Here is a 15,169-nt window from a genome sequence, read left to right on the forward strand (position 1 = left end):
CCCAATTGGCGAAGCAATCATACACTGGAATGGCGTGTTATAACTTCGTTCGCTGAGGTCGGAATCGCGCGCCAAATCCGGACGTTACCACTGACCGGAGTGAGCGTCGTGATTGGGTCAAACTTCATCGTACGCCTTCTGCGAACGACCGTCCGCAAAGGGGTCGAATGTTCTCAGGCCTCGTCGATTGGAACAAGCAAATTGCGCCACGAGCCGACATTCGTGTTTCCGCTAGGCGAACGATCACTATTCGATTGCCTGAGCCGATTGGTGCTACACTGGCGAGCCGGCCAACGCCGCAGACCTCTGTTCAAGAATATGACCAAAGTAACCGCTCTACCTGACCAGATCGATTTTAACGTGGCCGCCGATGAGACCTTGCTCGAGGCGGCTCTCAGATCGGGCGTGCCGTTCGCCCATGCATGCGGCGGCCGGGCGAAATGCTCGACATGCCGCGTCTGGGTGCTCGATGGCCTTGAGGCTTGCCCGGACCGGAATCCGGCCGAAACCCTGATGGCGGACCGGTTGAGATTGGCGGATGAAGTTAGGCTGGCCTGTCAGCTCAGGCCGGAAGGCGAGCTTCGCGTTCGACGCCTGGTGCTGGACGAAACCGACATGATGATCACCAGCCAGCTTGGCGTTTCTGCCGCGACGCGTTGCGGCGAAGCAAAGCATGTTGCGGTCTTCTTCAGTGACATTGTCGATTTCACGGCACTGTCTGAGCGGCTTTCGCCCTACGACGTGATGTATCTGCTCAATCGCTACTTCGCCCAGGTCGGCGACATCATCGAGCAGAATGGCGGTTTCATCGACAAACTCATCGGCGATGGGCTCATGGCAATATTCGGCATCGACGACCAGCCCGACGCTCCGCTCCGCGCCGTGAACGCCGCGCTCCAGACCCTCGCCACAGTCGATCGTCTGAAGCCGTTCTTTAGCTCGATGTATGGCATCGATTTCGATATTCGTATCGGCCTCAACTATGGCGAAGCCGTCATCGGCACATTGGGTTTCGCCGGACACGAACGTCTCACGGCAATCGGCGATGTGGTGAATCTGGCCAGCCGGGTCGAGGCGGCCAACAAAGATGCCGGTACGCGCTTGCTGATATCCGAGGCCCTCCGCGACCAGATCGCCGACAAGGTGGAAATCGGCGACTTCGTCAGGGTGCGCCTTCGCGGTACCGGCGAGCGCACAAGCCTGTTCGAAATCGTCAGGCTGAAGCCCGAAATTGACGCCGAGCTGAATGCCAGACGGCCTCGCGAAACCATCCGTCAGGGCGGCAGGAGGTGGATTCGCGCTTTTGCCGAAGACGAGCTTCAGCCCTATGAACGCCGGATTCTTGATTTTGAAGATTACGATATCGTCGTCGTTCGCGGATCCGACAACTATTGCGCCTTCAACAATGCCTGCCCGCATCTGCATCTGCCGCTCTACGAACGCCGAAGTTCCGCTCAGGCCGAAGTGCTGAAGCTCCCACACACGGAGAGCACGATCACCGCAGATCTTGGCTTGGTCTGCCGCTGGCATCAGAGTTGTTTCGACCTTCTTACCGGCGAAATCAGGGAGTGGGCTAAGTTGGAGCACGATGGTACCAGGGCGGGCCTTGAATATTTAGGTGACATTTCGAAAAACCGCGCAAAGCTGATCGTATATCCCTGCCGAAAGCAGGACGGCTTTGTGTGGATCGGGCTCGAGTGAAGCGACTTTCCGATATTTCAGTTTTCCGTCGCGATCCCATGTCGCCTTTTCTCACATTATCGGACCTTCGTGGTCGTGAGACTGCACGGCTGCATCGGGCTAAACTTCACCATACGCCTTTTTGCGAACGAGCGTCCGCAACGGGGGTTGAATGGTGCCGTTCGTCGGGTCGATGGGAACGAGCAAGCAGCGCCAAATGCCGACGCTCAGCGCCAGACAATGAGCGTCTTCTTTTAGGCGTAAGCAGTAAGTCCGCTTGTGGTCAAGGAAGAACGATAGCGGATGGCTTGCTGATATCCTCGAACAGGGCTGTCAACGCTCCTTCGACGCAAACGACGGCCACGCAGCCGCCCGTATCCGCAGCGCTCTGCCACCGGACCCACACGGATCGCTCGATGCCCATTTGCGCTGCCGCTTGCTGGTCGACGGCTATCGGTTCATCTTGTGTGAATACCCGGCCGTGAAGTGCGTAGCGAGATCACGCCGTCACGGCCCCTGGTGAGGTCTTGTTCGATGGACTGCTCGGGCTGCGGTTTCGAGGTTGAGGGCGGGTACGCTTTCTGTCCGAGGTGTGGCAGGCGTCAGCCCGTGCCATGCGCCAGTTGCGGCTACTCCTGCGCACCTGATTTCGAGTTCTGTCCGAAATGTGGGGCAAGCGTCGGTGCGCCCGCAAAAGCCGTCGAACGGCCTGCTCCGACACCAAGCCGGACCATTGTGCCGCCTTCTCGAACTCCGTCGCTGCTTCCGAACATCGAAAGCGAAGATGGGCTGCATCCCGTCTCTGACGCCGATCGCCGAACGGTAACGGTTCTGTTCGCCGACCTTTGCGGCTTCACGACACTCAGCGAGCAGCTCGACCCCGAGGTGATGCAAGCGCTGCAGAACGAACTGTTCAAGGAATTGACGGCGGCCGTGCGAAACTTTGGTGGTTTCGTCGACAAATTCATCGGCGATGCACTGCTCGCTTTGTTCGGTGCGCCGGTCGCGCACGAGGACGATCCGGAACGTGCGCTTCGCGCCGCCCTCGACATGATCGCTCGGACGGCGCGGCTCGGCGAAAGCGCCCCCCACTCCGGCACACCTCTGTTGCTCCACATCGGCATAAACACTGGTCCGGTCGTTACTGGCGGATTGGGCATCGGCACCGCCAAATCCTATTCGGTGACCGGCGACACAGTGAATACGGCGCAACGCCTGCAATCGCTGGCCGCACCGGGTGAGGTGCTGGTAGGTGAGCTCACTCACAGGCTGACCCGGCATGCCTTCGCTTACGAGTCGCTGGGTGACGTCGTGCTTCGCGGCAAGGCTGGCAGTGTGCTCGTCCATCGACTGGATGCACCGCTTGCGGCGCCGCGTGCAGCGCGTGGACTCGAGGCGCTCGGCCTCAGCGCGCCGATGATAGGTCGTGGTTCGGAGCTCCATAGAATGCTGGCGAGCCTTGACCAGGCGTGCGGCGGCTCGGCCCAACTTGTCCGCCTCGTCGGAGAAGCCGGTATCGGGAAATCGCGGCTGGTGAAGGAGTTCGTCGCCCGCGTCGGCGACGAGGATCGTTTTCGCAACGTCGCCGTGCGGCAGGCCATGTGCTCACCGCTGGGCGAACAGTCATTTGGCGCCTTGGGCGCAGTGGTGCGCAGCGCTGCCGGGATGATGCAAAACGACAATGGGGACGAAATGCGGGGGAAGCTCGCAGGCTTGCTTACCGATCTCGGCCTGCAGGGCGAAGAGGCGAAGCGGCTGATGCCTTTGCTCTACCATGTGCTTGGCCTTGGCGACCCCGATGCCACCTTGCAGCATGTCGAGCCCGAGCAGCTGCGGCGGCAAATTCTCTACGCAGTCCGCACAATCATCGAACGGCGGCTTGCATTGTCGCCGCTGTTGATTGTCGTCGAAGACCTGCACTGGGCCGACGCCGTGTCGCTCGAGGCACTGCGTTTCGTGATGGACAGGTTGGAACGCACGCGGTTGATGTTGCTGGTCACGCATCGTCCGGCGCCGGACAACGACCAGCTCGACTCAAGTCGGGTCAGTCACACAGCGCTTAGGCTTTCACCGCTCAACAGTGATGACGGACGCAGCCTGCTGGCGGCGTTTTTCGGTGAGAGCTGGGTAAACTCCGCAGGTGGGCTTCTCGACCAGATCCTCGAGCGCGCGGGCGGCAACCCCCTTTTTGTAGAGGAGATCGTTCGCGGTCTTATCGATCGCGGTGTACTGATGCGCGAGGGCCAGCGATGGCGGACTGTGGCGGGCGAAGTCGCAACCGGCATTCCCGCCACTATCCAGGCAATGTTGCTTGCTCGGGTCGACCGGCTGCCCCAAGAGGTGCGCCGGTTGGCCCAGGAAGCCGCGGTAATCGGCCCACGCTTCGATGCCACACTTCTGAAAACCGTGACAGCCGACCCCGGCCGGCTGGAAGCCGGCTGCGAACTGCTTTGCGATGCGGAAATCATCGAGGAAGTTGCTGGATCAGGCTCGGTCTCGTCGCAAAGCTACCGCTTTACGCAAACATTGCTGCAGGACGTGATCTACCAGAATCTGCTCCTGCAACGCCGGACCGAAATCCACGGGCGGGTCGGTGCTGCTTTGGAGCAATTGTGCGGCGACAAGCCGGAACGGCTCGAGGATTTGACCGTGCTCGGTCATCATTTCGCACAGAGCGCCGAGCGAGAGAGGGGCGCGCATTACCTGCAGGCGGCGGGCGATCGCGCTCGCATGATATACGCCAACGACGACGCCCTTCGCTTCTACGAGCGAGCACTGACAGCGCTGGGCACGATCGGGCAAACACCGCTCAAACTGGCAATTGCAGAGCGCATTGCCGATCTGAGCGGCCCGCTAGGCCGCCGCGAGATCGCGCACCACCACTACGAGACGGTGTTGCAGGCATACCGCGAGTCGGCCAATCGTGTCGCTTCGGCGCGAGTTTTGCGGAAGATCGGTCGGCTGCTCTGGGACGTCGGCAAGCGGGACAACGCAGAATCCCGCTATGCTGAAGCGGCAGCGCTCCTCGATGGAGCGGATGCCCCGGTCGAGCAGGCGCATCTGTGGCAAGAACGTGGCCGACAGGCGTTCCGTAGCGGAGATCACGCTCTCGCGGCAAAATGGGCAGATGCGGCGCTGGATTGCGTAGGCTCTCTGACAACGGAGCATGTCTCCGAGGTAGCTTGTGATGCCACTCTTGTGACCGCCGAGGCACTCAACACCAAGGCTGTTGCGCTGGCTCGCCTCGGGCGAAATCGTGAAGCCGTGCGTCAGGTTGAGCGCAGCATTGAATTGGCCGAAGCCGCCGGTCTACTGGGCGCGGCCTGCCGCGGCTACACCAATCTCGGCGTGCTTTACACGACCATCGATCCGGCACAGGCGATGGATGTCTGTCGGCGCGGTCTTGAAGTGGCGCGCCATATTGGTGATCTGGGATTCCAGGCGCGCCTCCTCGCCAATCTGGCAGTCGCTTGTTGTACTTTCACGGATCGCTGTCCAACGGAGGGCGTGCCTGCTGCCGAGAAGGCGATCGAGATCGACCGGGCGCTCGACCAGCGCGAGCACTTGCCGGTGCCGTTAATCGTGCTTGGGCAGATCCACCAGTGCAACGGCCGCCCGGAACTGGCGCTTGGCTTGTTCCACGAAGCGCTGGACGTGGCCCGCGAAACGGGCGAGCCCCAACTGCTGTTTCCGTGCTATGATGGTCTTGCAACGCTCAATCTCGACCTCGACAATCTGGCCGAGGCCGAACGCTACTTTTCCCTGGCGCAGGGTATATGCGCCCAGCACGGGCTCGACCCGGAAGCGCTTGTGGTGCTGCCTTTTCTCGACTAGCCGGGTTGGAGGTTGGAAATGTCCGCGCGTAGTGACTTGGTACCGCTTCAACCGGGTGACCGTGCGCCGAACTTGGTACTCGACGCCATTACCCAGGAAGGCAAGATCGCGCTTGACGACTTTCGCGGGCAAAAACCGGTGCTGGTCGGCCTGTTTCGAGGTCTGCATTGTGCGTTTTGCCGGCGCCATATCGCCGCCCAGGCGCGGCTTGATCCGGAGCTGCGCGAAAAGGGCGTGGAGAGCCTGACGGTGGTCAACACGCCGATCGAACGGGCGCGTCTCTATTTCCGCTACCACCCGATGCCGAATCTGCTTGCGGCCTCCGACCCTGAACGCGCTTCACATCGTGCTTTTGGACTGCCCAATCTCGAATTCACCCAAAACGAGACGAACTGGCCGTACAAGGTCTCGATGGCAGCGGTAAAGGATATGCTGGTCGACATACCAAGCGAGTTGCCCGGTCCTATGGATCCTATCGCGGCCGGCGAAATCCTCGACAAGAAGGACCATTACGAACTTACCGAAGCCGACGAGCAGATGATGGCAACGGGACACGGACAACTGGTCGGTCAGTTCCTGCTGGACCGGCAGGGGATCGTCCGCTGGAGCTTCACGGAGGTTCCAGAGGGTGGGCGATACATGTTTGGGGCGCCAAACCCGCAGGAGCTGATGTCAGCCGTGTCCCAAGTCGCCCAATAGACTTGCGAACGAGGTAAACGGGCGGGACACCGAACAAAAAGCGGAGCCAGCGGACGCTCGATCTTGATCGGCGCCCAAAGATCGTCGGCATCGACGAATGGGATTAGGTTGGATCGCGCCGCTCGCCAACACACGCATTGCAGGCGGCGGCCACATCGGCGTTTGCCCGCTCGATCAGTCGCACGCGCGTGTCGATCTCCGCGTGACATCCGGTGATCGCGGCAGTCTGGTCGAGACACTGACAAGTTCACCGCTCTTCGAGCACGGCCTCGACAGTGGCAACAAAGTGATCGAGCGAGCGATCTCCGCGAATCTCGATGCGCGGAAGGTCGATGGGATCGCAGTCGAGGCCCGCCGGCCCGTGTCTGGAGCCGAAGCCGATCCGATAGCCGCACTCCTTGGCCAGCCGGCCAAGCCGTCGGTCGGTGACAGAGAAGGGTGCCGCGAACGCCGTGGTAGGCCGGCCGGTCCACCGTTCGATGAACATGCGAGAGCGCAGGAGCTCGGCGGCCAGCTCAGAGGTCGACAGACCATCGATGGCGCGATGCGTCGCCATATGGCTGCCGAAGAACGCACCTTCGCCGGCGAGGCGTCGCACCGTCCCGGCGTCCATAAGCGGCGTCGGCGGACCGCTGTCGGCGTCCCACTGCGCACTTTTACCCACCAAGTCCGTCACCAGGAACACTTCCGCGGTCTGGTCGTTGGCGCGCAAGATCGGCCAGGCATGGTCGGCAAAGTTCTGGAAGCCGTCATCGAAGGTGATGAGCACTGGGCGGCCAGCGAAGGGCTCACCGTTGGCGATGAACCGTTCCAGCTGCTCGGACATAATCGCGTGAAAGCCATTGGCGCGCAGCCATGCCATCTGGCTGCCGAATAGGGCGGGCGCGCACCGAAAACGGGCGAGCGCGGCCGGACCGTCTTCGGCAACGCTGTGATACATGAGCACCGGGATACGCTGCCGCCGCTCGCTGCGTGCGACGTCGCGGCGCAAGGCCCGTGCCCCGCCCCATACGACTTTTCGCGCGACCCCCATTTCGATGCGCGCGCGGATTGGCACATGATCAATCATCGGTTCCGTCGCCACCTCGCCCGGTGACATGCGGCGGAAGCGGTCTATGCGATAGAGCTCGGTCTGGATCGATTGCTCGAGGACGAAGCCTTCGGTCGCTGCCAGCGTCTCCGAGATCGCTTGCGCACCGAATGTGTTCCAGTCGAAGCCCGTTCTCTCAGGATTGTCACGTAGCACGAATGCGTGTGCGCTGATGAAACTGCCGCCAAGCGCCAACGCCTCAACGACTTTTTTGGCGATGCGCCGCAACTCGGCGAGATCGTCCAGGTAGTAGAACACTTCCGAACAGACGATCAGATCCATCTCACCCGGCAGTGTATCCGCGGAGAAATCCAGTACGCCGAACTCGACATTCGGCTGGTCGCTGCATCGCGCTTCCGCCCGCCCGATGGCTATGGCGGAGATGTCGGTTGCGATCAGACGGCCCACCCGCGGCGCCAGCTGCCGCGTGAAGTGGCCCTCCGCGCAGGCCAGCTCAAGCGCCCGTCCGATAGGACCGGCAGGCAGAATTTCGAGTTGCCGCTCGTATTTTTCCTGCTCATAGGACGAACTGTAGTTCCAGGGATCCTCGGTCGCGAAATAGCGATTCCAGAACGAGGTGCGATCCTTGTCATGTCCATCCGCGGCCCTTGCAGGGCGCGACGCCGCAGGACGTTCCGTAGGCACGGCGCTCGACCGAACCAGTTCCTGCGCTTCCGCGGCCAATCGCGCGAGCTTGCCGAAGTGGCTGTCCCGACCAGACCGGCGTACAGGCCGCTCAGCGGGCACGACATTCTGGATCATTTCAATCCAATGACGCCTTGTCACTGTCCCGAGTGCGCCGAACTGCACGACAGCCTCGATCCGGCCATCCATCGTCAGATAGGCATAAATTTGATCGATGCCTTCCGGGAGTTCGATCGAGGTCGGATTGCGAGCGTCGACGCGAATTCCAAGTGTCCGCGCCAGCCTGCGCGGCGCGGCAAGATCGTCGGCCTCAAGAAGCATTTGCTCAAGGTGATACTGGACGCGGCGGGCCGCTGCGGAATCGCCCCAGATCTTGCCGAGTTCGATGATCAACTCGGTGATGGCGCCGCCGAACCTGTCCCATCCGGCAGCCAATTGCGCTGGCGCCGACAGGCTTCCCACCATAAGGCCATCGAAGACCACCTTGACGGCCTTACGCACCCACTTGCGTCCTGCCGGCAGCGCGCGCAGGGACTGCGGGTCGATCGAGCGCGAGCCGCTGCCGCAATCCGACGCGGCGTTCCACAACGCGAACCACGCGAGTGCTTCGGAAGCGGTGCCGTTCGCCTCGATCGCTCCATTGGCGTGAGCCGATGCCGGGTGTTTGACCCTGGGATCAGGAGAAAAGCCGCGGGCGATCACGATTTCCGCATCTACCAGCATCTGCGTCGAGTTGCGGGTGAGCGAGTTGGGGCTGGCCCGATAGAAGGCGAGCGGCTCGTCGACCATCACCCAATCTTTGCCAAGACGTGCGAGGCGCTGCCACAGATCCCAGTCCTCGCAGGTGCACAGCGATACATCGAACCCCCCCAACTCGACAATTGTCTCCCGGTCGACGAGCAGCGCGTTAGTGCGGATGGCGCACCGGCGGGCGAATGTTTCGAAGGGCTGGATCGCAACCTCGGTTGAGATGGTCGACGGGGTGAGTTCGCCATCGGGCATCACGTGCCGGGAACCGCAATAGGCGGCCACTGCATCGGGGGCGGTTTTCAGTGCGGCCAGCATTTTCGCAAGGAAGCTGGCATCCACCCAATCGTCCGCATCCAGAAACATGAGCCAGCGGCCGCGCGCTGTCGAAATCCCGCTATTGCGCGCGCCGGCGGCGCTATGCGCGCAAGGGCTCAACGTCCGAAATCGGGTATCGCGCTCCACATAGCCGGTGATGATCGCGGGCGTGCGGTCCGTGGAGGCGTCGTCGACGATGATCGCCTCCCAATCCACTATTTCCTGATCGAGAAGGCAATCGAGTGCGCGCGCCAGCGTTACCTCCGCGTTGTGCGCAGGAACCACGATGGAAACCAAGGGATTATGCGCCACGCCGTCTTACTCGCGCCTGGTTCGAAGGTAGAACAAAAGTCCCGAAACATGGCCGGCGATTTCCCGCCAAAGGAAACGATCCTCAGGGACGCTGTTCGACGCTGATCCGTCCGTCGACCCATCGTCCACCACGACTATATCCAGTGCCGGGTAGGTCTGCCAGCATCGAGCTTTCGTTTTCTTCGGCAAGAGTCGGCGATTGTCAAAAACGGATGACGGCATCGGATGGCAGCACTGCCCTGTCAAGATCGGGGCAGGCTGAATAGCAAGCGCGCATGCCCTCGTTGCATGGGCCTGTGATCCTGGTCCCGGGCGTTCTGCGCCCAGCATCACGGATGCCCAGTTCATAGAACGGCCGGAGGCCTGGGCCGAGGTCGGAATGTCCTACCCCCTGGCGGCTAAACAAACACCGCCAAGTACCCGGCGCAAACGGTCTGGGTCGGAACGATGACGTCTTGCACCGCAACATCGGTTTCTTCAAGGTAGGGCAACAACGGACATAGACGTCGTTGCTTGCCGATTTGACTGGAAGGTTACAGCACGATGCCACGCATGATTGGACGATTGGGAGCCAGGAATCTGGCGCGCCCGGCACGACATCCCGGATATCTGACTGCGATGTTTGTCCTGGTTGCCAGCCCGATCGTCTTTGGGATCGCCCTGTTGTTGGCTGGTCCGGCACAGGCGCAGGCGACCGTCCCGCCTGAAAGGGTCAAACAGCTATTCGAGCTTCTCGACGATCCGTCGGTGAAGGCCTGGGTGGCCGAACAACGAAATCAGGGCGCCGGGTCAACGGAAGCGCCTGCCGGGGCAGGAGCTTCGCCGGCCGCCGCATCGTCCGACGCCGTGGTCGCGCCAGGCCAGATGAATACGATGGCATCCTCGACGCTCGATCGGATCAAGCATCATATCGAAAGAATCGTGCGAACCTTGCCCTTGCTGCCGGGCCAGTTCGCGCGCGTTCGGGCAGAGACCATGGCGGATATGTCCAGCAAGGGGCCTGTCGGCGTATTTGTGCTGATTGCGATGTTCATCGCTGCCGGCCTGGCGCTCACTTGGGCAACGTACAAGTTGACCCGCCCATTTCGTCTTTGGATCATCGCGCAACCGAAGGATACGCCCATCGGGCGAGCCAAGAAGATTGGCGGCCGCACGCTTTATTCCAGCCTGCTGATCGTCTCGTTCGCGTTGGGCAGCGCCGGCGCGTTCATGTTGTTCGATTGGCCGATGCTCATCCGCGAGATTGTGCTGACATTTCTGATGGCTGCAGTCGCGACATGGGGTGTGCGCACGTACGTCGCAGCCCTGCTCGTCCCTTCCTTCATGCACGTCGAGAACGCCGTCGAGGTTCGTGCTTTGCCGGTCACCAACGAAACGGCTGACCATTGGTCCTATTGGATACCTCGGATCGTCGGCGTCTTCGCATTCATCGCCGCCGCGTTCATCCTTTTGCCGGGTCTCGGCATCGATCGGGACGGAATGATGGTCCTGTCGGTGGGCGCCGATTTCGTGCTGCTGCTGCTCCTGCTGCTTGCCGTTTGGCGCCGGCCAAGAACATGGCGGGGCGGTGGGCACGGTCACACGGCAGCGACATGGTTGTTGACTGCTTATTTCGTCGTTCTGTTCCTACAGCGCATCGCCGGCCTGTATACATGGTTCTGGTTTACCTTCGCCGCATTCGTCCTGCCTTTGGCAATCGTACTGACTCAGCGCGGGGTTAATTTCGTCCTGCGGCCGGGTTCGGAAGATGCTGGCCGGCCTACGATCCCGGCAGTGACGATCGCTGTCATCGATCGTGGAATCCGGATGATTTTGATCCTGGCGGCGGCTTACCTTCTCGCGCGTGTCTGGGGTCTGGACATGCAGTCCATGCGCGATAGCGATACGACCACCACGCTCATTTTGCGCGGCTTGATCAATGTCATGGTCATTGCGCTTGCCGCCGATTTCGGCTGGTCGATCATTAAAGCCTTGATCGAACGAAAGCTGGGCATCGAAATGCCGCACGCGGTGATCAGCGAGGAGGACGTCCCGACCTTCGATCCGCAGCAGGCGCGGCTGCGCACGCTCTTGCCGATCATCCAGAACATTCTGCTTGCAGTGATCGTCGTGATGGCGGTGCTGATGATGCTCGCCTCAATGGGTATCCAGATCGGCCCGCTGATCGCCGGCGCCGGCGTCGTTGGCGTCGCCGTGGGTTTTGGCGCACAGACCATCGTCAAGGACGTGATCTCAGGCGTATTTTATCTACTCGATGATGCGTTTCGTGTCGGCGAATACATTACATCGGGCAATTACAAGGGTACGGTGGAGAGCTTTTCGCTGCGCTCGGTCAAGCTGCGCCACCATCGTGGACCGCTCTTCACCGTACCGTTCGGCGAACTCGGGGCAGTCCAGAACCAGAGCCGTGACTGGGTTATCGATAAATTCAACATCACCGTTGGCTATGACACCGATATCGACTTCGCTCGCAAGCTGATCAAGCGAATCGGCCTCGAACTGGCGGAAGATCCCGAATTCAAACACTGGGTGCTCGAGCCGATCAAGATGCAGGGCGTACAGGAGTTCGGCGAGTACGGCATCGTATTGAGACTCAAGGCCACAACCCGACCAGGAGGCGCCTTTGGTATGAAACGCAAATTCTATGTACGCATCCGCCAAGTCTTCAAGGAGCAGGGCATCGAACTGCCGTTCCCGACTGTGCATGTTGAGGGGCTACAGAACCCACATGGGGCAGAGAATGCGCCGTTGCAGATCACACCCGCGTTAAAAATGGCCGTCGCGCAGTCGCACACCAATCGGCGCAGAAAAAAAGCCGGCACAACGGAGTAGAAAAACTGCGACAGCTGCCGGTCACAGCGCGGCTTGGCGGTCGCCCGTGGCAGGGATACTCTTTTATCTTCAAACGTTTAGGACGAAAAGTACCGTCACGAGCCTCGATGGTTTGCTCGGCATTGAACATCGGTACCACAACGCCTCCGATAGCATTGTCCTGGATCACCGAGCTTTCGTTTTCTTCGGCAAGAGTCGGCGAATGTCAAAAACGGATGACGGCATCGGATGGCAGCACTGCTCTCTCAAGATCGGGGCGAATTGGACGCGGGCAAAAAGACTTGAAGACAGGCTTAAATGGCAAGCGCTCATGCCCGACGGCTTTAAAGCTGAGGTCGATGCGCCGGGGCATTTCCGCTCGAGCATTTCTTCACCACTCGGGTGAGGATCATCTGGTTCCCGCCATCCCGCCTTATGAACAAACCTGACCTGGCCTGCAGAAGGGTTGTACTGACGCGGGCGTTGACGGTGACACCGCATGACCGCCGCGCTCGACAAGATCGCGAAAGCTTCCAACCAGATCCGGGGAATCATGAAAACGATCGGCTTGCTCGTTCCCGCCGGTAAGGAAGGCTGATAGGTGGCAGTATACAGCCGGGTGCGAGGCAACATGTGCGCCACCAGACAAGAGAATTGCAATGCGTCTAAAGAGTATTCGCAACATAATCGTACTCCTGCAGCTATAGTCTGACATAGTATAGCTCATTTTGCTAGTAGATTGCATCAAGTTGTCGATTATATTATCCAGTTATTACCACTATCACGAATAGACATTAGAGTGACGTCAATCGTAACTTGTTCATTTTTTGCTAGTCTAAAAGACGTAAAAGGGACGCACGAATCGGCCTAGGCCAAAAGTCCGGCTTGCGGGCCGGGTCTTTTGCTGACAAGTTGACCAGTTTCAAAATTAGCACTGTGGCAGCTGTTCAAATGAAGGGGCATAGGGATGGCCAAGGAATCTTCGAGTACCGCTTCTCCGGCAAATAAAGCGGACGGAAATCTGATAGGTAATGCAGAGGGAAACGGGCTGAACTTCATGGCGGGCCAGGCTCGCGAGGGCGGGGCCGCGGGCGATGCTGTAGGTGTCGACAAGATACGCGATCTGCTGTTCGGCAACCAGATGCAGGACTATGACCGCCGCTTTTCCAAGCTTGAAGAACGGGTCTTGCAGCGCTTCAAGGATGTCGAATCCGAGGCCAAGCGCAATCTTGAAATGTACGAGTCAAATGCGAAGAAGCAGGTTGATTCGCTTGCGACGCAATTGCGGCACGAAAAAGATGCACGAGCCGAGGCCGACAAGGAGATTGACCGGAATCTTCGCGAGCAAAATCAGGCACTTGAAAAGCAGGTGCGCGCGTTGTCGGATCAATTGAGCGAGCTTGAGCGCGAAGTTGCGGACCGGATAAATCGAAACGATCATTTGCTGCGTGAGGAAATCAAGCAAAAGAACGAAGGCGTTCAGATGCTGATAGAGAAGGTGTTTTCCGATCTCAGCAACGTCAAGACCGACCGAAATCTTTTGGCCGGCCTGTTTGTCGAGGTCGCAAAATGTCTGAATCAGGATCCCGTCGGCAGCAAGGGCAACTCGGAGCGTAGCTGGAAAGTGAGTTGATCGGAACTTGACGTCGACCGTCGACCCAATCAGCCTTCCTAAAAAAACAGCTTCGAACGATTCAGAGATTGATCGCGAAGCTCTGGCTCGTCTTTTGGTCGAAATTGCCCGGAACGTTGATCCGGACTATCATGCGCGTTTCGACGGAGTTCCAACCGCCGATCCTCGCATGGAAACGCTGCGCCAGTTGCTGGTCGGCCGCGAAATTTCGGAGCTTTCACGAGTTACGGACCTGCTCGATGAACCTGAGCAGCTTGCGGCTGCAGTGGGGGGCGTTCTTCCCAGTGCTGCCGCACGTGCGCCTCATGCGCAACTCGGCGAGGCCCTTGCGCCAGCTGTCGAGAGGGCTGTGCAACGGTCCATCCAGAGGAGCCCGCGTACGCTTACTGATATATTGTACCCGGTATTTCTGCCGGCAATTCGCAAGTCGATCGGGGAAAAGATCGACCAGACCTTTCAGTCGCTGAATGAAACTTTAAGACATATATTTACCTGGCATGGACTAAAGTGGAGATTTGAATCTTGGAGAACAGGCGCAAGCTTCTCTGAGGTTGTTCTTAAGCATTCTCTTGTGTATCGTGTAGAACATGTCTTTCTCATTCACCGCAATTCCGGGCTTTTGATAGCGCATGTAACAGCTGATAATGCAACTAGCGAAGACCCTCAACTCATTTCTTCGATGCTTAGTGCAATTCAAGATTTTGTAAAAGACTCATTTAACGAGAAAGAACAGAGCGGCCTGGACACTATCCGCTTTGGGGAGCTTCGTCTCTGGTCAGAAGTTGGACCGTTTGCGACCTTGGTTGCGGTGATCCGGGGGAATCCGCCAGAGGAATTACATGAAATAGTTCGCGATGTGTTGCTTCGCATCCATGATGAATGCTCACAGGCTTTAGAGCAGTTTGACGGCGACAGTTCGCAGTTGATCGGCGTAGAGACGCAGTTGCAGACCTGCGTTGAACTGAAGCAGGAGGACTCAAACCAGGGATTTCCGTGGCTGGTGATGGCCGCCGTCCTGCTGGTTTTGATTGCGGCAGGGGGTTGGTTTTTTCTTTCCTGGCAATCCGGGCAGCGCTGGCAGGCCTATGTGTCGCGATTGGGGACCCAGCCGGGCATCATCGTTGCCGAACAAAAGGTGCGCGATGGCCAATTCTATATTGCCGGCCTGAGAGACCCGCTTTCCGCCGACCCGCAGTCGCTGTTGTCCGGAACGCAGGTCGATCCCGCTCGCGTTCATTCACAGTGGCAATTCTATCAGAGCCTTGAGCCGGAGTTCGTGTTGAAGCGGCTGACGGCGTCGCTGGCTCCGCCGGATTCAGTACGACTTTCGATCGTCGATGATCGCATCGTTGCCGAGGGTGAGGCTACTGCCACGTGGATCGACCGGGCGCGGGCCGCCG

7 protein-coding genes and 1 pseudogene are annotated in these 15,169 nt (G+C 59.6%); 7 read left to right on the top strand and 1 reads right to left on the bottom strand.

Going from position 1 to position 15,169, the window contains the following annotated elements; all coding sequences use genetic code 11:
• Positions 1 to 318 precede the first annotated feature (318 nt).
• The 3 genes from AC04SI_RS21495 (at position 319) to AC04SI_RS21505 (ending at position 6,213) form a co-directional block, all read left to right on the top strand.
• Positions 319 to 1,701 carry an adenylate/guanylate cyclase domain-containing protein gene (locus tag AC04SI_RS21495; protein WP_404282337.1) on the top strand — a complete coding sequence of 461 codons (1,383 nt, stop codon included), beginning with the start codon at positions 319 to 321 and terminating at the stop codon, positions 1,699 to 1,701.
• A 513-nt stretch (positions 1,702 to 2,214) separates the two neighbouring features.
• Positions 2,215 to 5,514 carry an ATP-binding protein gene (locus AC04SI_RS21500; RefSeq protein WP_404282339.1) on the top strand — a complete coding sequence of 1,100 codons (3,300 nt, stop codon included), beginning with the start codon at positions 2,215 to 2,217 and terminating at the stop codon, positions 5,512 to 5,514.
• Between the two features lie 18 nt (positions 5,515 to 5,532).
• Positions 5,533 to 6,213 (top strand): peroxiredoxin-like family protein, encoded by a 681-nt coding sequence (locus AC04SI_RS21505; protein WP_120018102.1) that lies wholly within the window; start codon positions 5,533 to 5,535, stop codon positions 6,211 to 6,213.
• Positions 6,214 to 6,460: 247 nt separating this feature from the next.
• Here the strand turns inward: AC04SI_RS21505 and AC04SI_RS21510 are convergent, their stop codons facing one another.
• Positions 6,461 to 9,310 carry a trifunctional glycosyltransferase/class I SAM-dependent methyltransferase/polysaccharide deacetylase gene (locus AC04SI_RS21510; RefSeq protein WP_488474834.1) on the bottom strand — a complete coding sequence of 950 codons (2,850 nt, stop codon included), beginning with the start codon at positions 9,308 to 9,310 and terminating at the stop codon, positions 6,461 to 6,463.
• A 633-nt stretch (positions 9,311 to 9,943) separates the two neighbouring features.
• Here AC04SI_RS21510 and AC04SI_RS21515 point away from each other — a divergent pair.
• The 4 genes and pseudogenes from AC04SI_RS21515 to AC04SI_RS21530 all read left to right on the top strand — a co-directional run.
• Positions 9,944 to 12,157, top strand: coding sequence for a mechanosensitive ion channel family protein (locus tag AC04SI_RS21515; protein WP_404282343.1), 2,214 nt, complete (start codon positions 9,944 to 9,946; stop codon positions 12,155 to 12,157).
• A 46-nt stretch (positions 12,158 to 12,203) separates the two neighbouring features.
• On the top strand, positions 12,204 to 12,542 hold the full coding sequence (locus AC04SI_RS21520) for a hypothetical protein (protein ID WP_488474835.1): 339 nt from the start codon (positions 12,204 to 12,206) through the stop codon (positions 12,540 to 12,542).
• A 561-nt stretch (positions 12,543 to 13,103) separates the two neighbouring features.
• On the top strand, positions 13,104 to 13,769 hold the full coding sequence (locus AC04SI_RS21525) for a hypothetical protein (protein WP_404282345.1): 666 nt from the start codon (positions 13,104 to 13,106) through the stop codon (positions 13,767 to 13,769).
• A gap of 7 nt (positions 13,770 to 13,776) precedes the next feature.
• Positions 13,777 to 15,169, top strand: a pseudogene (locus AC04SI_RS21530) (OmpA family protein); the annotation flags it as partial.

The organism is Mesorhizobium sp. CNPSo 4689, from assembly GCF_057784325.1.

Bases quoted from the DNA above. Each gene is read 5' to 3' on its own strand.
- AC04SI_RS21495 (WP_404282337.1), top strand. From the start codon at position 319: ATGACCAAAGTAACCGCTCTACCTGACCAGATCGATTTTAACGTGGCC.
- AC04SI_RS21500 (WP_404282339.1), top strand. From the start codon at position 2,215: ATGGACTGCTCGGGCTGCGGTTTCGAGGTTGAGGGCGGGTACGCTTTC.
- AC04SI_RS21505 (WP_120018102.1), top strand. From the start codon at position 5,533: ATGTCCGCGCGTAGTGACTTGGTACCGCTTCAACCGGGTGACCGTGCG.
- AC04SI_RS21515 (WP_404282343.1), top strand. From the start codon at position 9,944: ATGTTTGTCCTGGTTGCCAGCCCGATCGTCTTTGGGATCGCCCTGTTG.
- AC04SI_RS21525 (WP_404282345.1), top strand. From the start codon at position 13,104: ATGGCCAAGGAATCTTCGAGTACCGCTTCTCCGGCAAATAAAGCGGAC.